Origin of the sequence: Halomonas sp. OfavH-34-E (assembly GCF_024124525.1) — a bacterium.
GTDB classification, from domain to species: domain Bacteria; phylum Pseudomonadota; class Gammaproteobacteria; order Pseudomonadales; family Halomonadaceae; genus Halomonas; species Halomonas litopenaei.
Genome location: NZ_JAMXRY010000033.1, coordinates 1 through 23,549, shown reverse-complemented (window position 1 = coordinate 23,549; position 23,549 = coordinate 1). Strand labels below are relative to the sequence as shown.

Here is a 23,549-nt window from a genome sequence, read left to right as displayed (position 1 = left end):
GATGATCAACCTCAACAAAGTCGACGAAACCGCCACGATCGATCTCTCCAAGGGCACCACCGACCTGGTCGTCAAGGCCCAGTGGGTAGACAACGGCGATGCCTCAAGTGACAACGATGATCTGGACCTTCGCTGTTCGATTCTCTTTCCAGACGGGCAGATGTATCTGGTCGATGCCGAGTACCGCTGCGCGCTCGACCAGGCGCCTTATGCCCATCACCACGGCGATGTTCAGAATGCCAGCCAGGAAATGCCGGGAGAGGAAGTCATCACGGTAGCCAAGGACATCGCCAGGAGGGCCGGTGGGCCAGTGGCCATGGTGTTCAGCGTCTATTCGGCGCTTGGCAACGGCGCCGTCTCGGTCGCATCGCTGAAGCCTCAAATGAAAATGAGCTGCGGCACGGATGTCGTCGTCTGCTCCTACGACTTCTCCAAGGATATAAGCGCAGCCAACCCCAACATCTACACCTACGTCATCGGCTACGCCATCGTCACGGAGTCCGAGGTAATCCTCGCTCCATCTGGAAAGACCTCACGACCAGGTGAAGAAGAAACCGCCTGGATTTCCTGGCACGGAAGCTCAGTCGATGTTGATGTCAACGGCCCAGCGGTCTTCAAGGGAAAGCAGGCGTCAAAGGGCCCCTCTTACAACCGCCAGCGAAACATCACCAAGACGTTCGCCAATGTCGACCAGGCGAAGCTACAAAAGAAAGGCCTCTTCGGGCTCTTCGGCTAAAGGTGCAGCGTCATCACCTCTCGTCCTTGTCTCGGCCTATTTCAACCGGCCGATATCGTTTCGCAAGAGCCTAAATAGACATCACCAGGAAAATCTCATATGAGCATCAATCTCTCCAAGGGGCAGCGCATCAGTCTTGAAAAGGATGGCAGCTCCCTTTCCCGTATCGAAATCGGTGTAAACTGGGGCGCCATCAAAAAGACAACCAAAGGCTTTTTTGGCGGCGAAAAAACAAGGAATGTAGACGTTGACCTCGACGCCTCGGTAGGGCTTTTCGATGAGTCAGGCGAGGTCGTCGATATCGTCTATTTCGGTCAGCTGAAATCCAGGTGTGGAGCCATCCACCATAGCGGTGACGACCTGACCGGCGATATCGGCGGTGACGACGGCCGCGACAACGAGGTCATCTCTATCGACCTCAATCGGATCCCTGCCAACATCACCAGACTCGGCCTTGTCCTGAACTCATTTCGAAAGCAGGATTTCGCCGACATCCCTTATGCCAACATTCGTATTCATGACGGCAGTGGTTCGGTCTTTGGCACCTTCGATGTCGCCAATGACGCCAGCTTTTCGGGCAAGATCAGCATGATCATGGCCAGCGTCTACCGCCACGGTGAGAGCTGGAAGTTCCGCTCGATCGGTGAAGCGGTGGACGACAGGGACCTCAAGTCCACCCTCGTCACCTTCTCCCGGAAATTTGCCTGACCCCATCGGGTGTGAGCGGTCGCCTGGCGGCCGCTCACCATGACAACAGCCATCCCCATCTTCATTTCATGCCCGCCGCCAAGTAGCCACCTTCCCCCTGGGATCATCCGTCTGGAACATCGGACCTGGGCATGTCTGCCAACACCATAAACGGCGTGCCCCCGGACGCAAACAGGCCACGGCTCTCTTCCTGCCAGCCATCCCTGGTGTTTGCCCCAGCCATGCCTCGTCCGCTCCCTGACAGCTACGACTCGAAACGACACCAGGCAAGCCTGGATCCTGTCACATAGAAAGTATGCAGAATCACCATCAGCCCGAAGGTGGCTTAGTGGCGGGATCTCGGGCTCTGTGCCAGCTTTCTAAATCAGAAATATTTTGAAGACGATTCTCGAGCGGTGGCGAATCAGGCGCCGCGCCGGGCGGGCTTTGTTGCGTCCTGTCGATGCGCAGGGCCCCCACACGAGACTCGGACGCAACCAGGCACGACCGGATCGATAGCACGACGGCGCGGATTAGCGCGATGGAGGCGAACTCCGCCCGGCTCAGACCACCATCGATAACAGAAAGGGAGTTCGGGAAGATGCTTCGTCACATGACCACGGCCACCGTCGCCGGGGCGCTGCTCTGCGCTTCGGGGCTTGCGCAGGCGGCCGTTCCACTCGATCAGGCAACCCTCAAGGGCGACGAGGTGATCGAGACGCCCGCCGGCGAGATCGAACTGCAGGACAGCTACTTCGATGAACAGGCGTCGCAGCGACTGTTCGATACCATGGACGTACAACGGGCCGCCCAGGCCTATATCTGGTCGACGCCGCTGGTCAGCACGACGACCTGGCGGGACAACCAGGGCGAAGCCTTCGGTACCGATGAACCCGGTGCCTTTGCCGTCCTCGAGACGCTCAAGGAAAAACGCGGCATCGTCACCGCCAACCTGACGACCCCCTACATCTTCAACTTCACCGATCTTTCCGATGGACCGGTGCAGATCGACTACCCGCCCGGCCAGACCGCCGGCGGGGTGCTCGACATGTGGATGCGCCCGGTATTCGACCTCGGCCTGACCGGCCCCGACAAGGGCGAAGGCGCCACCTACATCGTGGTCGGCCCCGGTGACGATCCCGACGACTACAGCGAGGAAGATGCCCACGTCTACCAGAGCGAGACGAACAACGTGCTGGTGGGCATCCGTATCCTCGATCCCGACCCGGCCTACTACGACACCTATGTGTCCCAATACCAGATGGGGCCTGTGGGTGACACCTCGCCCAGCACCTTCGTCAAGGGCAAGGACGTCGAGTGGAGCGCCACCGCCCCACGGGGCCTCGCCTACTGGGCAAAGCTCGCCTCGATCATCGACGAAGAGCCGGTGCGCGAGATCGACAAGGCGTGGATGGCGATGCTCGCGCCGCTCGGCATCATCAAGGGCGAGGCCTTTGCACCGGACGAGCGCCAGCGAGAGATCCTGCTGCAGGGCGCGGCCCTGGGTGAGCTGATGACCCGCAACCTGCAGGTGAATCCGCGCTATGCGGATGTCTGGTGGGAGGGCACCTCCTGGTACAAGAGCTTCGACTTCGTCGTCGCCCAGGCCACCGATACGCTGCAGCAGATCGACGAACGTGCGACCTGGTTCTACGAGGCGGTCGGCTCCAGCGAGGGCATGGTCAACCCGACGCCCGGCGCGGGACAGGTCTACATGACCACCAAGCGTGACGCCAACGGCGACATGCTGCGCGCCGATCGCAACTACGTGCTGCATGTCCCGGCGGAGGTCCCGGTGGAGCAGTTCTGGTCGCTGACGCTCTACAGCGAAGACACTCGCCGCCCCTATGACAACGGAGGAACGGAGATTTCCGATGTCAGCCTCGACAGCCGCATGGAACAGCTCCAGTACAACGAAGACGGCTCCATCGATCTCTACATCGGTCCGGATGCCCCGGACGGCCTGGAAAGCAACCACATGAAGACGGTCGAGGATGACGGCTGGTTCGTGTACTTCCGCCTCTACGCACCAGGCCAGGCCTTCTTCGACAAGTCCTTCTCACTCCCGGACTTTGAACTCGTCGAGTAATCCCCTGTTCGACCCGCCGCCCTTGCCGGCGGGTCGCCCCTTTTTCACGCCGCGGGAGCCGATCATGAAATGCCGGTCCAGACCCCTTCTCTGTGCCGGTCTTGCCCTGACCCTGCCACTGGCCCTGACACCGGTCGCATTGGCCCAGGCCGAGCGCGCGACGGAACTTGCCAACCTGCCCTTTGAACAGAACCGTCCCACCGAGCAGACCGCCCAGCAGCTGATGGAGGAGCTGACCTTCCAGCGAGCGACACAGACCTATTTATGGGCGCTGCCACTGTTGAACACCATGGGAATGCGCGACGGCGCGGCGGAGGCCTTCGCCATCCTGCGCCTCTATGCCCCCGCCGAACCGGCGCTGGATGGTAGCTGGAAGCCAGGTGATATCGAGAAGGCGCAGTAACTACCGCTCCCACCCGAGAATGTGTGAGGGCACCTGGCCAGGTGGCAACGCCCTCACTCGCTATCGCCTTGATGGAGAAAAGCAGAAGGCCCGCCATAGGCGGGCCTTCGTCTTGATCAGCCATGCTGCAAGCCAAGTGGTTCGAGGGCCGTGCTTGGCTACTGAACTTGGCACTGCAGGGCTTGAGCTCCTGGCCTAGCTTTCGCAGTTCTCGCCGACCCAGTGACCTTCCTGCTCGATGGTGACCTGCTGGCCGTTGTCCATCTCGATCATGCTGTTGAAGTGCTCGTCACTGTGCGTCAGGTCGCGCGTCCTTCCTCTCGACTAGGCCAGGGCGAAGCCTGTGTAATCCGTCTGCGCATCTTCCTTTGGGCTATCGTGCAAGGGTGTCGACGCAGGGTCGATGTCTCTGCGCTCGTCTGTCTCGCTGGTCTGGCCCGTCAGCCGTCTCACCAGATCATCGACATAGGCGGCGACATCTTCCGGATCCAGGGCACGGTGAATGGTGCCAAGATATTCCGCCTGATCGGCTCCGTAGTCTCGGCTACCCAGCAAGGAACTCAGTCCACCGACCGGACCCACACGATTCTCGTGCCCGTAAGACTCGCCACGGGCCAGCAGCCCCGTCAAGCCGACCTCCATCGGTACGAATCTCGCAAGGCCTCTTGCGGCAATGCGTACGTCACACGCCATGACGAGCTCGTGGCCTCCATACCGGGCCATGCCTTCCACCTTGGCGATGGTGGTCTGCGGGAGGTCTTCGATTCGCGCAAGAAGACGCTTGAACTCACGTTTTCTGCTGTCGTCATCGCCGACCTGGGGGGATGAGGCACCCTTCAATGTCTTGTATCCCGCCAGGCGCGAGAACACTTCAGGGAACCGAGACTGAAAGACGATGGCATCGATTCTGGCATCGCGCTCGAGATAATCCAGCAGCTTGCTCATCTCGTCGAGAAAGATGGCACCACTCGGGTCCAGCGGGGCATCCAGGAAGGTCACCCAGGCGGCACCTCGGCGTACCGATACGTTAAAGGTGGTGAAATTTCTGTACTGCATGACAATCCCCTCGGACAGATTCGTGAATCCGTCGCCGGCCTGGCACTGCGGATGGTCGAGCCATTCTGCGCCTTGCACGCCGGCCTCCCGTGGCTACCATTCAGCTCGATGACACTCGGACCAACTTAGCCCAGTCGAGATGGCTTCAGAATGGCCGCTTTCCGGTTTCAGAATTCGCAAAATCCGTATAATGGGGACCAATTTTTGCCCTTTCAGGCACTTCCCTCACATTCTCTCCCCCGACAAGACGCCCGGCAGTGCCAGCTCTCTGTACCTAGAGTTCCCTCTGCTAGCTCTCTACCAGCTCTCTTTACCGGTTCTCTCTACCGGTTCTCTCTGCCAGCCCTGTAGGCCGTGACGGCCTGCTCTCTCACAGATAGCTCCTGGCAGAGCGCTTCGGCGAACGCCTTCACCCGCCGGGGTTGGTCGCGAGCGGGAGGAAACATCAGCTGCAAGGGCTTGGGGGGCGCTGCCACGTCCTCGAGCAGTGGCACCAGCCGTCCCTGTTCAAGGTCTTCCTGGACGTCTAGCTCGGACTTGAGGCAGATGCCATGACCTTCCACCGCCCACTGGCGCACCAGTGAGCCGTCGTTGGCGATCCGATTGCCCTTTACCGTCACCTGCTGCGGTGCGTCCTCAGGCCCAAAGCTCCAGACGTTGTCCAGCGCCGCACCAAAACGCATCACCAGGCAGTTGTGCTGTGCGAGTTCCGTGGGGATGCCAGGAACGCCATGGCGCTCCAGGTAGGTAGGGGCGGCACAGACGATCCGGCGAAACGATCCCAGCTGGCGAATGCGCAGGCTGCTGTCCAGCACTTGCCCGAACCGAAGCGCCAGATCAAAGCCCTGACCGACGATATCGGTGAAACCGTCCGACAGCGACAGTTCGAGCGATACATCCGGGTTTTCGCGGGCAAAGTTCGCCATCACCTGGGACACCACCCCGCGGCCCAAGTCGATGGGCACGCTGATGCGAATCGGCCCGGACAGGGTCTGGGCGCCATGACGAATGCGGGATTCCAGCTCCTCAAGCTCTGCCAGCACCTGCTTGGCGCCCTCGACCAGGGTACGGCCTTCTTCGGTGAGGCTGATGGAGCGGGTCGTGCGATTGATCAGCACCACGCCGAAGTACTGCTCCAGCGACGCCAGGCGCTCGGACACGGTGGTACTGGAAAGCCCCGTCTCTCTGGCCGCCGCCACCAGGCTGCCCTTTTCCACGATGGTCAGAAAGAGGCGCATGTTGTGGACGAGCATTATTCGGATTCTCCGGATTTATTTTTCGAATATAGGCGGTTTATCCCCCCAACCCCAGCCGATACCGTTCATCGCCTCACTGCTGGGCCGGTAACCATGCTCCTCCCTGCGGTGCCTTGAACGAGGCTTCGGTTGCCGACCCTTGCATTCCGAAGCTCCGGCCCCGCCGTCCAACCAGCGTCTTCTCAGGAGTGATCCCATGCGCTTGTCTGCTTTCCCCTTGCTTGCCACCGGCGTTGCGATGGCAACGCTCTCGATCGCCGGCCCGGCCACCGCCGCCACCGAGGTGGTGCTGCGCTCGGAGGTGACGCCACAGCCACTTAACCCTGCCAGAGGCGACGCCAGTCCCCAGGCCAGCGTGCTGTGGGGCGACATCACCAAAGATGTGCCCAGTGGCGCCATCATCGAGTTCAAGGAAGGCTTTGCCTCGCCCCCACATATTCACAACATCACCTACCGTGCGGTCGTCATCGAGGGTGCCGTGCACAATGATGACCCGGATGCCGCCACCATGTGGATGGGTCCGGGGTCGTTCTGGACACAGCCGGCTGGCGAGGACCACATTACCTCCGCCATCGCCGAAGAAGGCGCCACCATCTTTCTGGAAATTCTGAAAGGCCCCTACCTGGTCCAGCCCTCGGACCAGGCCTTCGACAATGGCGAGAAACCCGTCAACCTGGAAGCCGGCAATATGGTCTGGCTAGATGCCGATGCCATCAACTGGCTCGAGGTACCCGGCCAGTCGCAGGAAAAGGGCGCCGAAGTGGCCTTTCTCTGGGGAAGCACCGCGCCCGGAGAAGCCAACGGCTCCCTGCTGAAGATCCCGGCAGGAGCCTCGGGGACCATCAGCGGGGACGGTGATACCTTGCGCGCGGTTGTCATCCAGGGCGACGCCGAACTGAGCGGGGCCGATATTCAGGGCTCGTCACCGCTTCCCTCTGGCAGCTATTTCAGCGCGAATGACGACTCGGCTCCGCTCTTGACCTGCACCTCGGACGCCGAATGCCTGTTCTACTTGCGCACGGATGGCAGCTTCGACTTCGCCTCGCGCTGACCTGCTGACGCCTCGCGTTCGCCGTGCCCCCGGCCTCCCGGCCTCCTGGAAAAATTCGTGCAGGCTCGATACCGCGCCTCTGCCCCGGGGGCCGCTCGGTGCTGCCGCCCGGTCCGGCCAGGGGGCGCTGCGCATGGTGAAGGCATCGCCGAGGCATGGGTAAGGCATCGCCGAGGTGTGGTTAAGGCATCGCCGGAGCACCACCGCGCCGCGGTCCTTTCAAGCCCTTGCCTCGGCCCTGCAGCGAACCGCGCTATCTGCGGCGTGGCGCTTGCCTTAAGCTGGTGCCGAGGCCATCAACGTCACCGGGAGCCTAGTGAATGGACACAGATGGACTACGCCTGTTTGTACTGGCGGCCGAGACGCTGAATATCAGCGCGGCGGGACGCCAGCTCGGCATCGCGCCGGCGGTCGCCAGCGCTCGACTATCCAAGCTGGAACATCAGGTCGGCGCCGACCTGCTACATCGCTCTACCCGCAAGGTATCGTTGTCCCAGGAAGGGGCGGCCTTTCTTCCCTTCGCCAAGGAGATGCTGGCCCAGGAGGACGCCGGGCTCGCCGCCCTCGGCAAGGACAGCGAAGAGGCGACCGGGCGCCTGCGATTCGCCGCTTCCAGCACCTTCGCCCAGCTCTATGTCGCACCGATCCTGCCGGAATTTCTCGAACGCTATCCTAGCGTCAGCCTGGAGTTGCGACTGTCGGATACCCAGACCAACCTGATCGAGGGTGGGTTTGACCTGGCCTTGCGCAACTATCCGATCGAGGACAGCAACCTCAAGGCACGCAAGCTGGCCGACGACAAGCGCGTACTGTGTGCCTCCCCCGACTACCTGAACCGCCACGGCGTGCCCAGGACGCCGCAGGACCTGCAAAGCCATCGGCTGGTGGCCTTTCAGGGTGGCACGCCGCGGGCGTTATCAAAGAACGGGATGCGCACCCCTCACACCTTTCCCCCGGCCGGGGCCAAGCCCCGCGTCTATTGCGACGATGGCGCCAGCATGAGGGTGGCCGCGGTGGCGGGCACCGGCATCACCATGCATGCGCTGTGGAGCATCCACAAGGACCTGGAGCAGGGAACGCTGGTCAGGGTTCTGCCCGACCACGAGGTCGACGATCATTCCGCCATCTGGCTGGTTTACCCGAAAGCCAACGTGCTGACCGCCAAGGTCCGGGTGTTCATCGACTTCCTGCTGGAGAAGATCGGCACACCACCGATCTGGGACAGGCACTGACAGCACTACGCCCTACTACGCCGTAGCCGGCGCGCACTGTCAGCGATTTCCAGAAACTGATTCCCGGGTCATGGCGTTTTTTTCCAAGGCGGCATCGGCAATCCTGTAGGCATTGATCCACACCCTCTACAGGAGACCGACAATGTCCACATCATCGATGTCCGCCATGGTCCTCAACCGCTACGGCGAGGACGCGCCGTTCGAATCTGCCACCCTGCCTCGCCCCCAGGTCAGCGCCGGTCAGGTGGTGGTACGTATCGCCGCCACCAGCGTCAACACCATCGACACCATGATCCGTCAGCTGGGACAGGAGGAGCTGCCGATCGCGCCGGATCTGCCCGCCGTACTCGGCATGGACTTTGCCGGCACCATCGAGGAAGTCGGCGAAGGCGTGACCGGCTTCGCCCCGGGCGATGAGGTCTACGGCTGCGCCGGCGGGCTCACCGACCTCAAGGGCAGTCTGGCCGAGTACATGCTCGCCGACGCCCGACTGATCGCGCACAAACCGCGTTCCCTGTCGATGCGTGACGCCGCGGCCCTGCCGCTGGTCGCCATCACCGCCTACGAGGGCCTGACCCGCGCAGGCGCAGGAACCGGCGATAAAGTACTGGTGCATGGCGGCGCCGGTGGCGTCGGCCATGTGGCGGTGCAGCTTGCCCGCCACCTGGGCTGTGAGGTCTACGCCACCGGTTCGGGAGTGCATCAGCGCGAACTGATCGAAGGCTTCGGTGCCACCGCCATCGACTTCAAGACCCAGAGCGTCGACGACTACGTCAACCAGCACACCGATGGTGCCGGCTTCGACGTCATCTTCGACAGCGTGGGCGGCCCCAACCTGATCAACTCCTTCAATGCGGTCAAGCTCAACGGCCAGGTGGCGACGACCATGTCGCTGGCCGAACTGGACATGACGCCGGCGCACTTCAAGGGCGCCTCGCTGCACGTGATCTTCATGCTGATTCCGATGATCCACAACGTCGGCCGGGAAGTGCACGGCACCATCCTGTCGACGCTTGCCGAGATCATCGATTCGGGGGCACTGACGCCGCTGGTGGACGACAACCGCTTCGCCCTGGCCGACGTCGGCAAGGCCTACGCCCACCTCACCTCGGGCAAGGCCGTCGGCAAGGTGGTCGTGGACGTCGAGGGCTGATCAGGAAAACCAGCGCTTCAAGGTAGCGCTGGCCCTGTCCTTGTGCTCGTCCTTGACGTAGGCCGCCACGGTCATCAGCGCCACCGCCAGCATGCCCATGTCGTCGGTGTAGCCGACCAGCGGGGTCAGATCCGGCAGGGCATCCAGCGGTGAGATGAAGTAGCCGAGCGCACCGTAGATGGTGGTCTTGGCCCACACGGGGGTGTCCTTGTCCCGGGCGGCGTAATAGAGCGTCAGCGCCCGGGACAGGGTGACCTCGCCGGCGGCCTTGGCGTAGCGCCCGACCTTGGCCCAGAAGCGCTCGTCGGAATAGTGGCCCTGGTGCTCTTCGATCGGCTCTCCGGCCAGGATGACCTGCTGGGTTGTCTCGTCTTTCATTGTTCCCTCCCGTTATGCCGTGGCATCGCCCGCTGCCCTTCCCTGAGCCGGCCCCAGTCGGCGATACCTTTATCGGCGATACCTTTATCGCCGATACCATTGTCCTAGTGAAGCAGGACTCCCGGTATCGGTTCAATGGTGTCGCCCTGCCCCGTGCCTGCGCCAGCATCATCGGATGTTTCGTGTCGATTGTTGCCGCAAACGAAAAAGTGATTCCGCCGCGAGCCGCTTTTTCCCCGCCTCTGACGGCGCCACACTCCATTACAACGATTAGGGCTTGTCTGAAAAGTGCCTGCGCTCGGTAATACGGCGTTAAAAATCGGATCAAAATGCTCATTTACACCCCGTAAACTGCGCTTTCTCACCGATTTTTGCCTTGTCTAACCTTCGCTCGTCGACTTTTCGGACAGCGCCTAGCGTTCTATCGAACTGATACGCCTCCCCTCGAGGCAGGAGCCAAGATGAGCTTGCAACGACTGACCAGTGGCCCCTTGACCCTGGGTCTGGAGCTGGCGCTGGACAATGACTGGAGCCCCGCCGGTGAAGCCGCCCGCCTGCGCGATGGTCGTGCCTTCGGCGTCCCCGATCTGAGCGAACACCTTCAACGTGTCCAGCTGGCCGATCGCCTCGGCTTTCGTGCGCTGTGGCTGCGCGATGTACCGCTCTACGACCCGCACTTTGGCGACGCCGGTCAGGTGTTCGAGATGTTCACCTACCTGGGCTATCTGGCGGCGTCCACGCAGCGTGCACTGTTGGGCACCGCCGCTGCGGTGCTGCCGCTGCGTATGCCCTGGCTGGTCAGAAAGGCCGCCGCCAGCGTGCAACAGCTCAGCGGTGACCGGCTGCTGCTGGGTGTCGCCAGCGGTGACCGTCCGGTGGAATATCCGCTGTTCGGAATACCCTTCGAGCAGCGCGGTGAGGCCTTCCGCGACGCCGTCGCGGTGCTGAGGGGCGATCAGGATGCGCGGCTGGACGCCGGCCAGGCGCTGCTGCCGATGGCGACGCCACCGCCCCTGCTGGTGGCCGGTCTGGCCCAGCAGCGCCCGGACTGGGTCGGTCAGCACATGGATGCCTGGCTGGCCTACCCCGGCACGCCGGAGGACCACCGCCGTCGGGTCGGCCTGTGGCGCGAGGTGGCCGGCGACAAGCCCTACATCAGCTTCCTGCACCTGGACCTGGCCGAGCGCGCGGACGAACCGCCTCGCCGCCACCGCTTCGGGCTGAGGGTCGGCAGCCAGGGATTGATCGCCGAGCTCGAGGCCATGCAGGCCGCCGGCGTCAATCACATCGGCCTGAACCTGCGCCGCAACCAGGCGCCGGTGGAAGAGACCCTGCATCGCCTGGCCGAGGAAGTGTTGCCGGCCTTCGATGCTGGCTAGGCTCACCTTGCAGCGACGTGCGACTAACAGCCGGCTCGTCACCCTTGCCACACTCAGGACGCCAGGCCCATCCCACCAGTGCCCTTGCCGTACATTTCGGCAAAGCCGGGGATGCGTGCCTCCCACTGGGGTGGCGAGCCGACCATCTCGCGCAGAATCTCGATAAAGCGCCGGGTACGCAGCGGCATCTCGCGGTGGGGATAGAGCAGCGTGATGACGCCGAACTCCGGCAGTGCCAGGTCGGTCATCAGCGGCACGATACGTCCGTCGCTGACCTCGTTGTACATGGCGAATGCCGGCAGTACCCCGATGCCCATGCCTTCCATCACCCCACGCTTGATCACCTCGGCCTCGCTGGTGCGCACCTGGCTATTGAGCGGCAGCTTCTGCTCCCGCCCCTGGTCATCCAGGTAAGGCAGATAGTCGAGCTGGAACTGCTGTGAGCTGAAGGTCAACGCCGGCAGCCGGGCCAGGGTGGCGAGGTCTCGTGGCTCGCCATGACGCTCGATAAAGGCTGGACTGGCGCCGATCAACAGATGATTGGGCGCCAGTGGCGAGGCCACCAGATTGGAGTCCTTCAGGTCGCCGACCCGCAGCACCAGGTCGTAGCCTTCACCGATCACGTCGACCCGTCGTTCTTCCAACTGCAGGTCCACCTGCACATCGGGATAGTGCTGGCGAAAGCGTCGCATCGCCTCGAAGCCCAGGCAGCGGCCGAGGATGCCCGGGGCGCTCACCTTAAGCCGTCCGCTCGGCAGCTGCTGCAGGTTCTCGGCCAGCGCCTGGGTGTGGTACATCCAGTCACGCAGCTCACGCCCCTGCTGCACCATGGCCTGCCCCGCCTGGGTCAGTGACAGCGAGCGCGTGGAGCGATTGAGCAGGCGCACCCCCAGCTCCTGCTCGAGGCGCGCGATATGCTTGGACACCACCGAGCGATCCAATTCGCGGCGCTTGGCGGCCTCGGAAAAGCTGCCAAGCTCGGCCACATCGACCAGCAGCAGCAGACGACTCGGTTGGTCCATGAAGGTCTCCACAGAAGGTACAAGCGCACAGATGCGTGCATATTTGGCATCAATAATGTGCGACCAACCGGTCTAATACAAGTCTCGATCGAGGATTACACTGGCGAACCTTTTGCTCAGGAGTCGCCAGATGTCCGACCAACGCCCCCCGTGCGACCCCCAGGTGGTGTCGCCTGCCCCCTCCCCTGCGCTTGCCGTATCGCCCTCGGAGTCTGACGACCTGCCTACTCGAGGGGGTGCCGATAGCGCTGGCCGCACCGAACATCGCAAGGCGAGTCGCACGGCACGTCGTACAACACCGCGTAAGACACCTCGTGCAATACGTCGCCTGGCCCATGGCCTGGGACTCGCCGCCCTGGCGCTGTTGCTGGCGGCCTGCCAACCCGGCAAAGGCCAGGGAGGACCGGGTGACGCTTCCGATGGCGCGGGCTCTGCGCCCGCGCCTCGGGTCGAGGTGGTCCAGGCGGTGCGTCAGCCGGTCTCGAACTGGTATCGCTACACTACCCGCCTCGAGGCTCCCGAGCGTGTCACCCTGCGTCCCCGGGTCACCGGTCAGGTGGCCGAGATTCTGTTCGAGGAAGGCTCCCTGGTCGAACAGGGCCAACCGCTGGTTCGCCTGGACCTGGCGCCCTTCGAGGCGCGGGTGCGTGAGCTGGAGGCGGGGCTTGCCAGGGGCAGGGCCGAGCTGGCCCGCGCCAACGGTGAGGCCAACCGTGCCAATCAGCTGGTCGGGCGCAACCTGATGGCCCGCGAGGAAGCCGAAGCCCGGCGCGCCAGTGCCCAGGCCCAGAATGCCGAGGTCGCCTCGCTGCAGGCACAGCTCGACAGTGCTCGTCTCGATCTGGCCCACGCCGAGGTCAGCGCGCCGATCAGCGGTCGCGTCTCCCGCGCCGACCTGACGGTGGGCAACGTAGTCAGCGCCGGCCAGAGCGTGTTGACCACCATCGTCAGCACCGACCAGGTCGACGCCTACTTCGATATCGACGAGCGCAGCTGGAACCGCGACTTTGCCCAGATCACCGCCGATCAGGGCTGGCCGGTAGAACTGCAGCTCGCCGGCCAGGACGACTTCGCCTACCAGGGCGAGCTCGACTTTATCGACAACCGGGTCGATGAGGCCACCGGCACCCTGAGGGTGCGCGCTCGCTTCGACGCCGGGCATCCCTCGCTGCGCCCCGGCGCCTTCGCCCGGGTGCGAATCGCTGCCGCCCGCCATCGCGATGGGGTGCTGGTGCCCGACCGCGCCGTCGGCACCGACCTCGACGCCAACTTTGTACTGGTCGCCGACGAACAGGACAAACTCGCCTATCGCAAGGTCACCACCGGCGCCCGCTTCGGGGCCTGGCGCGAGATCAGCGAAGGGCTCGAGGGCGGTGAGTCCGTGGTCGCCGCCGGTCCTTCGAAGTTCGGCCCCGGCATGGCGATCTCTCCTGCGCTGGTCGACGGCCCCGACCGCGCCCCGCTGGAGCAACTGCGAGAGCGTACCCGTCGCCTGGCCGAACGCCTCGACGCAGCGCCCGGCTCCCCCACTGCGTCTGTCCCTGAATTGGCCCCCGGCCCGGTTACCGATGCCGCCTCGGGCGACACCACTGGCGATGCGGGCACGCTGGCCGCCGACGCCAAGCACCTCGACCAGGAGCCTGCGCGCACATGAACCTGTCGAACTTCTTTATCCGACGCCCGGTGTTCGCTGCGGTGCTGTCGATCCTGATCGTGGTGGCCGGAAGCCTGGCGCTGTTCAAGTTGCCGGTCTCTGAATACCCCGAGGTGGTGCCACCCACCGTGGTGGTCAAGGCCAACTACCCCGGCGCCAATCCAGAGGTCATCGCCAAGACCGTGGCCACCCCGCTGGAGCAGGAAATCACCGGGGTCGAAGGCATGCTGTACATGGACTCCCAGTCCACCGCCGACGGCAACCTGACGCTGACCGTGACCTTCGCCCTCGGCACCGACCTGGACCAGGCCCAGGTCAACGTCCAGAACCGGGTGGCCCGCGCCACGCCTCGCCTGCCCCAGGAGGTCCAGGCGCTGGGGGTGACCACCGAGAAGTCGTCGCCCAACCTGACCATGGTGGTCCACCTGACCTCACCGGATGGGCGCTACGACCAGCTATGGCTATCGAACTTCGCGCGGCTGAACCTGCAGGACGACATCGCGCGCCTCGAGGGTGTGGGTGACGTCGGCCTGTTCGGGGCCGGCGAGTACGCCATGCGGGTGTGGCTCGACCCGGACGCCATCGCCTCCCGGGGCCTCGGCGCCAGCGACGTGGTGGCGGCGCTGCGTGAGCAGAACCAGCAGGTCGCCGCCGGCAGCCTGGGCGCCCAGCCAGCCCCGCGCGAAAGCCAGTTCCAGCGCCTGCTCAACGTCAAGGGACGGTTGTCCTCGCCTGAAGAATTTCGCCAGATCGTGATCCGGGTGGACGACGACGGCCGCATCACCCGCCTGGGCGACGTCGCCCGGGTGGAGCTCGGCGCCGATCAGTACGCCCTGCGCGCCCAACTCGACGGCAAGGACGCCGTGGCCTTGCCGGTATTCCAGCGTCCGGGCTCCAACGCCATCGCCCTGTCCGACGGCGTGCGCGACTATATGGCCGAGGCCGCCGAGACCTTCCCCGACGGCGTCGACTACGACATCGTCTATGACCCCACCGTGTTCGTGCGCGGCTCCATCGAGGCGGTGGTGCATACGCTGCTGGAGGCGGTGCTGCTGGTGGTGGTCGTGGTGGTGCTGTTCCTGCAGACCTGGCGGGCCTCGCTGATTCCGCTGATCGCGGTGCCGGTCTCGCTGATCGGCACCTTCGCGGTGATGCAGCTGATCGGCGTATCGATCAATACGCTGTCGCTGTTCGGCCTGGTGCTGGCGATTGGCATCGTGGTGGACGACGCCATCGTGGTGGTGGAGAACGTCGAGCGCAATATCGAACTCGGCCACTCGCCCTATGAGGCCACCCGCATCGCCATGAGCGAGGTCACCGGGCCGATCATCGCCATCGCCCTGGTGCTGACCGCGGTATTCGTGCCGACCGCCTTCATCAGCGGCCTGACCGGCCAGTTCTACCAGCAGTTCGCGCTGACCATCACCATCTCGACGCTGATCTCGGCGTTCAACTCGCTGACCCTGTCACCGGCGCTGTCGGCGCTGTTGCTCAAGCCCCACGGGGCTAAGCCCGACTGGCTGACCCGGCTGATCGACGCCCTGTTCGGCCGCTGGCTGTTCAGCCCCTTCAACCGCGCCTTCGCTGCCATGTCGCGGGGCTACACCGGGCTGATTCGTCGCCTACTGCGCTTCGGGCTGATCGTCGGTCTCGGCTACCTGGCGTTGCTGGGACTCACCGGCAAGCTGTTTCAGGAGGTCCCCGGCGGCTTCATTCCGTCCCAGGACAAACAGTACCTGGTGGCCATGGCCCAGTTACCCGACGCCGCGAGCCTCGAGCGCACCAGCGAGGTGCTCGCCGAGATGCAGGAGATCGCCCTGGCAACGCCGGGCGTGGCCAACACCGTGGCCTTCCCCGGTCTTTCGGTGAATGGCTTCGTCAATGCCTCCAACTCAGGCATCGTCTTTACCCCGCTTGCGCCCTTCGACGAGCGCCAGTCGCCGGAGCTTTCGGCCGGCGCCATCGCCGCCCGCCTCAATGCCCAGTTCGCCCAGATCGACGAGGCCTACGTGGCGGTGTTCCCGCCTCCGCCGATCCTTGGCCTCGGCACCACCGGGGGTTTCAAGCTGCAGCTGCAGGACCGCGGCAACGTCGGCTTCGACGGGCTGTTCGAGGCGACCCAGGCGGTGGTCGGCGCCGCCAATCAGGACCCGCGGCTGGCCGGTGTCTACTCGAGCTATCGCATCCAGGTGCCGCAGTACGACGTGGAGGTGGACCGCGAGCAGGCGCTGGTGATGAATGTCTCGCTGGATGCGGTGTTCGACACCCTGCAGATCTACCTGGGGTCGCTCTACGTCAACGACATCAACCGCTTCGGCCGGACCTATCAGGTACGCGCCCAGGCCGACGCCGAATACCGCCTGGACGCCGAGGCCATCCGCCAGCTCAAGGTGCGCAGCAACGACGGCCGGATGATCCCGCTGGGCAGCTTCGTCGAGATCAGCCCGACCACCGGGCCGGACCGGGTCATGCACTACAACACCTTCGTCAGCGCCGACATCAACGGCTCGCCGGCGCCGGGCATGTCCAGTGACCAGGCCAAGCAGGCGATAGAGGAGGTGCTGGCCACCACCCTGCCGGCCGGCGTGGCCTACGAGTGGACCGAGGTCACCTACCAGCAGGTGCTGGCGGGCAACACCATGATCTACGTCTTCCCGCTGGTGGTGCTGCTGGTGTTCCTGGTGCTGGCGGCCCAGTACGAGAGCTGGTCGCTGCCGTTCTCGATCATCCTGATCGTGCCGATGACGCTGCTGTCGGCCATGGCCGGTGTGTGGCTGACCGGCGGTGACAACAACATCTTCACCCGCATCGGCTTGATCGTGCTGGTGGCGCTGGCCTGTAAGAACGCCATCCTGCTGGTGGAGTTCGCCCGCGAGCAGCAGAGCCAGGGACAGTCGCGACTGGACGCTGTGCTGACCGCCTGCCGCCTGCGCCTGCGGCCGATCCTGATGACCTCGGTGGCCTTCACCGCGGGCGTCATCCCGCTGATGCTGGCCTCCGGTGCGGGTAGCGAAATGCGTCAGGCGATGGGCGTGGCGGTGTTCTACGGGATGATCGGGGTGACCCTGTTCGGGCTCTTGCTGACCCCGCTGTTCTATGTGGGCGTGCGTCGCCTGGTGGAACGTCGCCGGCCACGCTCAGGCGATAGCGATACCGCGTCACCCGAGGCGACATCACCCTCCGCCTCCTGAGGCCCTGTCCGCTGCCGAGTCTGGCGTTGCACCAACGTCGGACTCGGCAGGCGGCCCACCATTGGCGGACGTGCATCAGAACAGGCGCGCCGCGTTCAGGGAAGCCGCAGCGCTTCGATCGACCGGGCCATATCGTCCGCCAGGGCGTGCACCGCCTGGCTATCGACCTCGCGCTGGGCGTAGGCGCGAAGACCCATCACCTCGGCCTGTAGCCGCCGTCCCAGGCGCACCGGGTCGGCGCTCGGCTCAAGCTCTCCGGCGTCCTTGGCGGCGCAAAACTGATCGACGAAGCAGGCTTCCATGGCCTCGAGCAGGGCCTCGGCCTTGCCCAGCGCAGCCTGCTCTCGCTCGCCCAACTCCAGCAGGCTCTTCACCAGCATGCAGGCCCGGCTGGGAAGCTCCTGGTCCCGCAGACAGCCCAGCTTGCGCAGGTAGGCGGCCAGCCCCGTCAAGGGCGAGTCGTACTCGGCCAGGGTACGCTCGAGCTCGACCAGCCCGAGCCGGGCATAGCGTTCCAGCGCCTCCTGAAACAACGCATCCTTGCTGCCGAAGGCGGCATAGATGCTGCCCGGCCGCATATCGAGGGTGCGTTCCAGGTCCTTGAGCGAGGTGGCGTGGAACCCCTTCTGCCAGAACAGGTGCAGGGCACGTTCCAGCGAATCCTGACGGTTATGTAGTGTCGCGCGCGGCATGGATGGGTCCGGTGTCGTGGCCGGTACGGCCTTCAGAAAATTGAGCAACTGCTCAAATTTTAACTTGAGTGATCGCTCAGGTATAGCTAGAGTGTGCCCGAACGGCTTTCAGCAGGGCCTGCTGGCGGCCAATTTTGAGCAATCGCTCAAAAAATTCGGAATCAATGGCGCGTGCAACGCCCCGGTCTGCAACGGTCTGCGGCCTTGCCACAGGCGCCATCACACAGGAGAACCCGATGACCGACTTTAGCCTCCACGACAAGCAAAGCGCCCCCGAAGAGAGCCAGGCACTGCTCGACAACTCGGTCAACGCCTTTGGCATGATCCCCAACCTGCACGCGGTCATGGCCGAGGCACCGGGCCTGCTGGAAGGCTACCAGCGCCTGCACCAGCTATTTCTGGATTCCTCCTTCGATGCCGAGGAAACCACCGTGGTGTGGCAAACCATCAACGTCGAGCACAACTGTCACTACTGCGTGCCGGCCCACACCGCCATCGCCAAGCAGATGGAAGTGGATGACGCCGTCTCCGACGCCCTGCGCAACGAAGACCCGCTGCCCAACGAGCGCCTCGAAGCGCTGCGTACCTTCACCCTGTCGGTCGTGCGCGAACGTGGCAACGTCGATGACGACGCCGTGCAGGCCTTCCTCGACGCCGGCTACACTAAGCGCCAGGTGCTCGAAGTGATCCTGGCCCTGTCCCAGAAGGTCATGAGCAACTACACCAATCACCTGGTCAACACCCCGGTGGACGAACCCTTCGCCAAGTTCGACTGGAAGAAGGCCGAGTAACGACCACCCTATCGACAGGACGCTACCGTGGCGTCCTGTCGTGGTGCCTGGTCGTGGTACCTGGCCGAGGCCACCGAAGGCCCCGTCGATCGCGACGGGCTCGATCAAGGAGACGCCATGACTGCCCCAGAACGCCCCGACGTGCTGGTCTTCGACGTCAACGAGACGTTGCTCGACCTGACCCACCTTGAGCCGCTGTTCGATCGGCTGTTCGGCGACCCGGCGATGCTGCGCGAATGGTTCGCCCAACTGATCCTCTACTCCCAGTCGATGACCCTGTCGGGACTCTATACGCCCTTCGGCCAGCTCGGCGCAGGCGCCCTGCGCATGACCGCCGAGATTCACGGGGTCACCCTCGAGCAGAACGATCTCGACGAACTGGGTGAGCGCATCGGCTCCATGCCGGCGCACCCCGACGTGGCCCCGGCACTCGAGCGGCTTCGCCAGGCCGGCTTTCGCCTGGTCACCCTGACCAACTCGGCACCGGGCGCTGGCCCCACGCCGCTGGAAAAGGCAGGACTGGCCGAGTATTTCGAACGCTCATTCAGCGTCGACCAGGTCAAAAAGTTCAAGCCCGCGCCGGACACCTACGCCCAGGTCGCCGAGGCCATGCAGACACCGCCATCTAGACTGTGCCTGATTGCCTGCCACCTGTGGGATACCATCGGCGCCCAGGCCGCCGGCTGGCAGGGTGCACTGGTGCTACGACCCTACAACGCCATGTTGCCGGCGGACGGCGTCCCGGTACCGGACTATAGCGTCGACGATATCGGCAAGTTGGCGGATCGGTTGATTGGTTCCTGATCAAGCAGCTCCGCTACTTGATTCGGCGGCCAGTCCCGCAGGCCGGGCCTGGTACTGCCTCCCGAAGACACCTTGCGAAATCACATTCTTTGCTCTACCATGCGCAGCCTCTCGACGCCGCATCCCCTGCGGCATCTGCGCGCCCGTAGCTCAGCTGGATAGAGTACCTGACTACGAATCAGGTGGTCGGAGGTTCGAATCCTCCCGGGCGCGCCATCGATTGTCTTTCCTGTATCTTGTCTGTCTTTTCTTTCTGGCCTTTCTGTCTCGCCTTTCTATCTGACCTTTCGTTCGACGCCCTTCCAATTTCTGTACCGACATCGACCGCGTCATCAGAACACTTTTTTACAAAAATACGACAATCCAGCAACTCCTTGTATTTGGCGCGAAACGTCCGCCAACATCGGACTTTCTCGCCGCAATGAGACGCTTTCTCTCCTTACCCTGATTATCCTCCCCCGCCTTACCTCTTCTGTTGCACTGAATCGTCAACAACTCCTCCTATACTCGAGCGATCGGGCTCCCTCGGAGCCTCTCATCGCGTCAAATCACTGGTCATCGTGGTACGCGACCGGGTCAGGGAGACAGACGGTGTTCGCATTCAATCCTTATCGCAACAGAGCGCAACGCTGGAGCGGTTATCTAGCGGCCAGCCTTATCATGACGATGTCCACGTCGGTGCTTGCCCAGGAGAATGACACCCAGCAGCAGGACAACGGAAACTCGTCCAAACCCAACATCCTGGTGCTGTGGGGCGACGATATCGGGCAGTCCAATATTTCGGCCTTCACCCACGGTCTGGTGGGCTACCAGACCCCCAATATTGACCGCATCGCCGACGAAGGCATGATGTTCACCGACTATTATGGTGAACAGTCCTGCACCGCCGGCCGCTCGTCCTTCATCACCGGCCAGAGCGTGTTTCGCACAGGGCTATCCAAGGTCGGCCTGCCGGGCGCCGCTCAGGGCATCAGCGAGAAGGACCCGACCATCGCCGCCCTGCTCAAGGCCGAAGGCTACGCCACCGGCCAATTCGGCAAGAACCACCTGGGCGATCGCGACGAACACCTGCCGACCAATCACGGATTCGATGAATTCTTCGGTAACCTCTATCACCTCAACGCCGAGGAAGAACCCGAGCACCCGGACTACCCTGCCGATATGGAAATGCCGGACGGGCGTACCTTCCGCGAGGCCTTCGGCCCCCGTGGGGTAATCAAGTCCAGCGCCGACGGGCAGATCGAGGACACCGGACCGCTGACAAGCCAGCGAATGGAGACCATCGACGAGGAATCCTCCGCCGCGGCGCTGGACTTCATCGAGCGCAAGACCGCCGAGGGCACCCCCTGGTTTGTCTGGTGGAACGCCACCCGCATGCACTTCCGTACCCACGTCAAGGACGAGCTGCGCGGTATCTCCGGTCAGAACGAATACGCCGATGGTATGGTCGAGCACGACATGCACGTCGGCCAGTTCCTCGACAAGCTTGACGAGCTGGGCATCGCCGACAACACCATCGTGTTCTACTCCACCGACAACGGGCCGCACATGAATACCTGGCCCGACGCTGGCATGACGCCATTCCGCGGTGAAAAGAACACCAACTGGGAAGGCGGCTGGCGGGTACCCGCCATGGTCCGCTGGCCAGGTCAGATCGAGGAAGGCTCCATCTCCAACGAGGTCATGCACCACATGGACTGGATGCCGACCTTCATGGCCGCCGTCGGCAACGATTCCATCAAGCAGGACCTGCTGGAGGGTGGCGTTCAGGCCATCGGTCGCGAGTACAACGTACATCTGGACGGCTACAACTTCCTGCCCCTGCTCACCGGGGAAAGTGAGGAAGGCCCCCGTCATGAGGTGTTCTACTTCTCCGATGACGGTGACCTGACCGCGCTGCGCTACGATGACTGGAAGCTGGTGTTCATGGAGCAGCGCATCGAGGGTACCTTCGAAGTGTGGGCGAACCCCTTCACCCCGCTGCGTGTCCCCTTGATGTTCAACCTGCGCCGCGATCCCTACGAGCGTGCTCAGCTGACCTCCAACACCTACTATGACTGGTTGCTGGATCACTCCTTCCTGGCCCTGCCCGCCCAGTCCTATGTGGCAAACTTCCTGGAGACCTTCAAGGAGTTTCCGCCACGCATGAAGGCAGCAAGTTTCAGTCTGGATCAGGTAATGGAAGCCCTGGAACAGCCCGCCAGCGTTCACTGACGCCGGCTTGAACGCCACGAGCCGCTCCCCCGGGGGCGGCTCGTCGGTGAAAAAAGACGGGTCGAAGAGCCCCTTCCATTCTCTCAAGGAACCGAGTGCATGAATCCCCCTAATCCGAGCATCCTCCAACGACAGTCACTGGCAACGCTGCTGCCCGCGGTACTGCTGTCTCTGCTTCCTGCGATGGCACTGGCCGACCCGCTGCCCTCCTGGAATGCCGGTCACAGCAAGAGCACCATCGTCGACTTTGTCGAGTCCACCAGCGATCCGGACAGCGAAGACTTCGTGCCACAGGAGCGACGCATCGCGGTGTTCGACAACGATGGCACTCTGTGGAGTGAACAGCCCGCCTACACCCAGTTGCTCTACGCCCTGGACCGCGCCAGCGAGGCCGACCCCGAGGCGCTCGACACGCCGCTCAAGAAGGCCGCCGCCGAAGGTGACATCGACACCCTGCTGGAGGCCGGCGAGGAAGGCATCCAGGCGCTGCTGTCGCTGTCCCACCAGGACCTGTCGCTGAGTGACTTCCAGCAGGACGTGAGCGACTGGCTGGCCAACGCCACCCACCCCGCGACCGGCCGCTTCTACACCGACATGGTCTACCAGCCGATGCTCGAACTGCTCGGCTACCTGCGCGACCACGGCTTCTCGACCTACATCGTCTCCGGTGGCGGGCTCGAGTTCATGCGCGTCTTCGCCAGCGACGTCTATGGCGTGCCGCCCCAGAACATCATCGGCAGTACCGGCGAGATGGAACTGGTCGATCTCGAGGACGATCCGCAGCTCTACAAGCGCGGCGGCGACATCTGGCTCGATGACGGCCCCGGCAAGGTGATATCGATCAACCGCCATCTGGGCCAGCGCCCGATTCTCGCCGTGGGCAACTCAGACGGCGACGTGCCGATGCTGATCTGGACCACCGAGGGCGAAGGCCCGCGCCTTGGCGGGCTGGTTCACCACACCGATGGCGAGCGCGAGGTCGCCTACGACAGCGACAGCCATATCGGACGCCTGGCCGATGGCCTGGAACAGGCTGAAGCGCGCGACTGGCAGTTGATCGACATGGCCCGCGACTGGCAACGCCTTTACCCGGAGAAACCATGAGCCTCAACGACGACATCAAGGGACTCGAGGCCGCCATCGGCGAGTCGATCATCGGCCAGCGCGACGTCATTCGGCGGCTGGTGATCGGCCTGCTGGCCGGCGGCAACCTGCTGATCGAAGGCCTGCCGGGACTGGCCAAGACCCGCGCGGTCAAGGCCATGGCGCGCCATCTGGAGGCCGACTTCAGTCGTATCCAGTTCACGCCCGACCTGCTGCCTTCCGACGTGACCGGCAGCGAGGTCTACCATCAGGGCGAGGAAGGCGCGGTATTCCGTTTTCACCCGGGCCCGCTGTTCGCCAATCTGGTGCTGGCCGACGAGATCAACCGCGCCCCGGCCAAGGTACAGTCGGCCCTGCTCGAGGCCATGGAGGAGCGCCAGGTCACGGTGGGCGGCACGACCCACAAGATGCCGGCGCTGTTCATGGTGCTGGCCACCCAGAATCCGATCGAGCAGGAAGGCACCTACCCGCTGCCCGAGGCGCAGATGGACCGTTTCATGATGCATGTGCGGGTCGACTACCCCAGCCGCGAGGAAGAGGTCCAGGTGATTCGCCTGGTGCGTCAGGAAGAGCAGGCCAACAATCGCGAGGCAAGCCCGGCCGCCGGCGACGCTCCTGCTCAGGTCCCCGTGGCCCTGGCCCAGGAGGCGATCTTCG

General features: G+C 63.7%; 20 protein-coding genes and 1 tRNA gene. 16 read left to right on the top strand and 5 right to left on the bottom strand.

All coding sequences use genetic code 11. The annotated features are described in order from the left end of the window. The first annotated feature begins 1 nt into the window (after window position 1). From NH448_RS14785 to NH448_RS14770, 4 genes are all read left to right on the top strand, one after another. On the top strand, window positions 2–736 hold the full coding sequence (locus NH448_RS14785; RefSeq protein WP_052704520.1) for a hypothetical protein: 735 nt from the start codon (window positions 2–4) through the stop codon (window positions 734–736). 99 nt (window positions 737–835) lie between these two features. Continuing rightward, a complete protein-coding gene (locus NH448_RS14780) occupies window positions 836–1,444 on the top strand; it encodes a TerD family protein (RefSeq protein ID WP_045994733.1) in 609 nt (202 codons plus the stop codon). Between the two features lie 580 nt (window positions 1,445–2,024). Further along, the gene (locus NH448_RS14775; protein WP_083970635.1) at window positions 2,025–3,512 is read left to right on the top strand and encodes a DUF1254 domain-containing protein; all 1,488 of its coding nucleotides are present in this window, start codon (window positions 2,025–2,027) and stop codon (window positions 3,510–3,512) included. A gap of 64 nt (window positions 3,513–3,576) precedes the next feature. Beyond that, entirely contained in the window at window positions 3,577–3,915 is a 339-nt protein-coding gene (locus tag NH448_RS14770) for a hypothetical protein (protein ID WP_045994732.1), read from the top strand. Window positions 3,916–4,239: 324 nt separating this feature from the next. On the opposite strand, the gene NH448_RS14765 is transcribed toward NH448_RS14770, so the two are convergent. Next, the gene (locus NH448_RS14765; RefSeq protein ID WP_157033128.1) at window positions 4,240–4,971 is read right to left on the bottom strand and encodes an enoyl-CoA hydratase/isomerase family protein; all 732 of its coding nucleotides are present in this window, start codon (window positions 4,969–4,971) and stop codon (window positions 4,240–4,242) included. A gap of 323 nt (window positions 4,972–5,294) precedes the next feature. Then, on the bottom strand, window positions 5,295–6,224 hold the full coding sequence (locus NH448_RS14760) for a LysR family transcriptional regulator (protein ID WP_045994731.1): 930 nt from the start codon (window positions 6,222–6,224) through the stop codon (window positions 5,295–5,297). A gap of 199 nt (window positions 6,225–6,423) precedes the next feature. Here NH448_RS14760 and NH448_RS14755 point away from each other — a divergent pair, with 199 nt between their 5' ends. The 3 genes from NH448_RS14755 (at window position 6,424) to NH448_RS14745 (ending at window position 9,663) form a co-directional block, all read left to right on the top strand. After that, window positions 6,424–7,278, top strand: coding sequence for a DUF4437 domain-containing protein (locus NH448_RS14755; protein WP_045994730.1), 855 nt, complete (start codon window positions 6,424–6,426; stop codon window positions 7,276–7,278). A 320-nt stretch (window positions 7,279–7,598) separates the two neighbouring features. Then, complete coding sequence (locus NH448_RS14750) at window positions 7,599–8,510, top strand: LysR family transcriptional regulator (RefSeq protein WP_045994729.1); 912 nt, start codon at window positions 7,599–7,601, stop codon at window positions 8,508–8,510. Between the two features lie 142 nt (window positions 8,511–8,652). Next, a complete protein-coding gene (locus tag NH448_RS14745) occupies window positions 8,653–9,663 on the top strand; it encodes a zinc-dependent alcohol dehydrogenase family protein (RefSeq protein ID WP_239452618.1) in 1,011 nt (336 codons plus the stop codon). Here NH448_RS14745 and NH448_RS14740 read toward each other — a convergent pair whose 3' ends face one another. Then, a complete protein-coding gene (locus NH448_RS14740) occupies window positions 9,664–10,041 on the bottom strand; it encodes a YkvA family protein (RefSeq protein WP_045994728.1) in 378 nt (125 codons plus the stop codon). A gap of 461 nt (window positions 10,042–10,502) precedes the next feature. Here NH448_RS14740 and NH448_RS14735 point away from each other — a divergent pair, with 461 nt between their 5' ends. After that, a complete protein-coding gene (locus NH448_RS14735) occupies window positions 10,503–11,420 on the top strand; it encodes a TIGR03571 family LLM class oxidoreductase (RefSeq protein WP_045994165.1) in 918 nt (305 codons plus the stop codon). Window positions 11,421–11,473: 53 nt separating this feature from the next. On the opposite strand, the gene NH448_RS14730 is transcribed toward NH448_RS14735, so the two are convergent. Beyond that, window positions 11,474–12,442, bottom strand: coding sequence for a LysR family transcriptional regulator (locus NH448_RS14730; RefSeq protein WP_045994164.1), 969 nt, complete (start codon window positions 12,440–12,442; stop codon window positions 11,474–11,476). A 130-nt stretch (window positions 12,443–12,572) separates the two neighbouring features. Here NH448_RS14730 and NH448_RS14725 point away from each other — a divergent pair, with 130 nt between their 5' ends. Together NH448_RS14725 and NH448_RS14720 are read left to right on the top strand one after the other, a co-directional pair. Then, window positions 12,573–14,096: an efflux RND transporter periplasmic adaptor subunit gene (locus NH448_RS14725; protein ID WP_052704468.1), complete on the top strand. Its 1,524-nt coding sequence runs from the start codon at window positions 12,573–12,575 to the stop codon at window positions 14,094–14,096. After that, window positions 14,093–17,287 (top strand): multidrug efflux RND transporter permease subunit, encoded by a 3,195-nt coding sequence (locus tag NH448_RS14720; RefSeq protein ID WP_045994163.1) that lies wholly within the window; start codon window positions 14,093–14,095, stop codon window positions 17,285–17,287. Before NH448_RS14725 ends, NH448_RS14720 begins: the two co-directional genes overlap by 4 nt. A 95-nt stretch (window positions 17,288–17,382) precedes the next feature. Here the strand turns inward: NH448_RS14720 and NH448_RS14715 are convergent, their stop codons facing one another. Further along, window positions 17,383–17,979 (bottom strand): TetR/AcrR family transcriptional regulator, encoded by a 597-nt coding sequence (locus NH448_RS14715; protein ID WP_045994162.1) that lies wholly within the window; start codon window positions 17,977–17,979, stop codon window positions 17,383–17,385. A 236-nt stretch (window positions 17,980–18,215) separates the two neighbouring features. On the opposite strand from NH448_RS14715, the gene NH448_RS14710 reads away from it, so the two are divergent. The 6 genes from NH448_RS14710 to NH448_RS14685 all read left to right on the top strand — a co-directional run. Then, window positions 18,216–18,770 carry a carboxymuconolactone decarboxylase family protein gene (locus tag NH448_RS14710; protein ID WP_045994161.1) on the top strand — a complete coding sequence of 185 codons (555 nt, stop codon included), beginning with the start codon at window positions 18,216–18,218 and terminating at the stop codon, window positions 18,768–18,770. Window positions 18,771–18,797: 27 nt separating this feature from the next. Then, window positions 18,798–19,574 (top strand): haloacid dehalogenase type II, encoded by a 777-nt coding sequence (locus NH448_RS14705; RefSeq protein WP_239452591.1) that lies wholly within the window; start codon window positions 18,798–18,800, stop codon window positions 19,572–19,574. Between the two features lie 139 nt (window positions 19,575–19,713). Beyond that, window positions 19,714–19,790: transfer RNA gene (locus tag NH448_RS14700), tRNA-Arg, on the top strand. 444 nt (window positions 19,791–20,234) lie between these two features. After that, window positions 20,235–21,788, top strand: coding sequence for an arylsulfatase (locus NH448_RS14695; RefSeq protein ID WP_083970556.1), 1,554 nt, complete (start codon window positions 20,235–20,237; stop codon window positions 21,786–21,788). A 99-nt stretch (window positions 21,789–21,887) separates the two neighbouring features. Continuing rightward, window positions 21,888–22,892 carry an HAD family hydrolase gene (locus NH448_RS14690; RefSeq protein WP_045994160.1) on the top strand — a complete coding sequence of 335 codons (1,005 nt, stop codon included), beginning with the start codon at window positions 21,888–21,890 and terminating at the stop codon, window positions 22,890–22,892. After that, a partial coding sequence (locus NH448_RS14685; RefSeq protein ID WP_253028932.1) for an AAA family ATPase occupies window positions 22,889–23,549 on the top strand: 661 nt, incomplete at its 3' end. The genes NH448_RS14690 and NH448_RS14685, both read left to right, overlap by 4 nt.

What these genes read in the sequence shown, in the direction of transcription:
- NH448_RS14785 (WP_052704520.1), top strand. Translation starts at nt 2, where the DNA reads ATGATCAACCTCAACAAAGTCGACGAAACCGCCACGATCGATCTCTCC.
- NH448_RS14780 (WP_045994733.1), top strand. Translation starts at nt 836, where the DNA reads ATGAGCATCAATCTCTCCAAGGGGCAGCGCATCAGTCTTGAAAAGGAT.
- NH448_RS14775 (WP_083970635.1), top strand. Translation starts at nt 2,025, where the DNA reads ATGCTTCGTCACATGACCACGGCCACCGTCGCCGGGGCGCTGCTCTGC.
- NH448_RS14770 (WP_045994732.1), top strand. Translation starts at nt 3,577, where the DNA reads ATGAAATGCCGGTCCAGACCCCTTCTCTGTGCCGGTCTTGCCCTGACC.
- NH448_RS14765 (WP_157033128.1), bottom strand. Translation starts at nt 4,971, where the DNA reads ATGCAGTACAGAAATTTCACCACCTTTAACGTATCGGTACGCCGAGGT.
- NH448_RS14760 (WP_045994731.1), bottom strand. Translation starts at nt 6,224, where the DNA reads ATGCTCGTCCACAACATGCGCCTCTTTCTGACCATCGTGGAAAAGGGC.
- NH448_RS14755 (WP_045994730.1), top strand. Translation starts at nt 6,424, where the DNA reads ATGCGCTTGTCTGCTTTCCCCTTGCTTGCCACCGGCGTTGCGATGGCA.
- NH448_RS14750 (WP_045994729.1), top strand. Translation starts at nt 7,599, where the DNA reads ATGGACACAGATGGACTACGCCTGTTTGTACTGGCGGCCGAGACGCTG.
- NH448_RS14745 (WP_239452618.1), top strand. Translation starts at nt 8,653, where the DNA reads ATGTCCACATCATCGATGTCCGCCATGGTCCTCAACCGCTACGGCGAG.
- NH448_RS14740 (WP_045994728.1), bottom strand. Translation starts at nt 10,041, where the DNA reads ATGAAAGACGAGACAACCCAGCAGGTCATCCTGGCCGGAGAGCCGATC.
- NH448_RS14735 (WP_045994165.1), top strand. Translation starts at nt 10,503, where the DNA reads ATGAGCTTGCAACGACTGACCAGTGGCCCCTTGACCCTGGGTCTGGAG.
- NH448_RS14730 (WP_045994164.1), bottom strand. Translation starts at nt 12,442, where the DNA reads ATGGACCAACCGAGTCGTCTGCTGCTGCTGGTCGATGTGGCCGAGCTT.
- NH448_RS14725 (WP_052704468.1), top strand. Translation starts at nt 12,573, where the DNA reads ATGTCCGACCAACGCCCCCCGTGCGACCCCCAGGTGGTGTCGCCTGCC.
- NH448_RS14720 (WP_045994163.1), top strand. Translation starts at nt 14,093, where the DNA reads ATGAACCTGTCGAACTTCTTTATCCGACGCCCGGTGTTCGCTGCGGTG.
- NH448_RS14715 (WP_045994162.1), bottom strand. Translation starts at nt 17,979, where the DNA reads ATGCCGCGCGCGACACTACATAACCGTCAGGATTCGCTGGAACGTGCC.
- NH448_RS14710 (WP_045994161.1), top strand. Translation starts at nt 18,216, where the DNA reads ATGACCGACTTTAGCCTCCACGACAAGCAAAGCGCCCCCGAAGAGAGC.
- NH448_RS14695 (WP_083970556.1), top strand. Translation starts at nt 20,235, where the DNA reads ATGACGATGTCCACGTCGGTGCTTGCCCAGGAGAATGACACCCAGCAG.
- NH448_RS14690 (WP_045994160.1), top strand. Translation starts at nt 21,888, where the DNA reads ATGAATCCCCCTAATCCGAGCATCCTCCAACGACAGTCACTGGCAACG.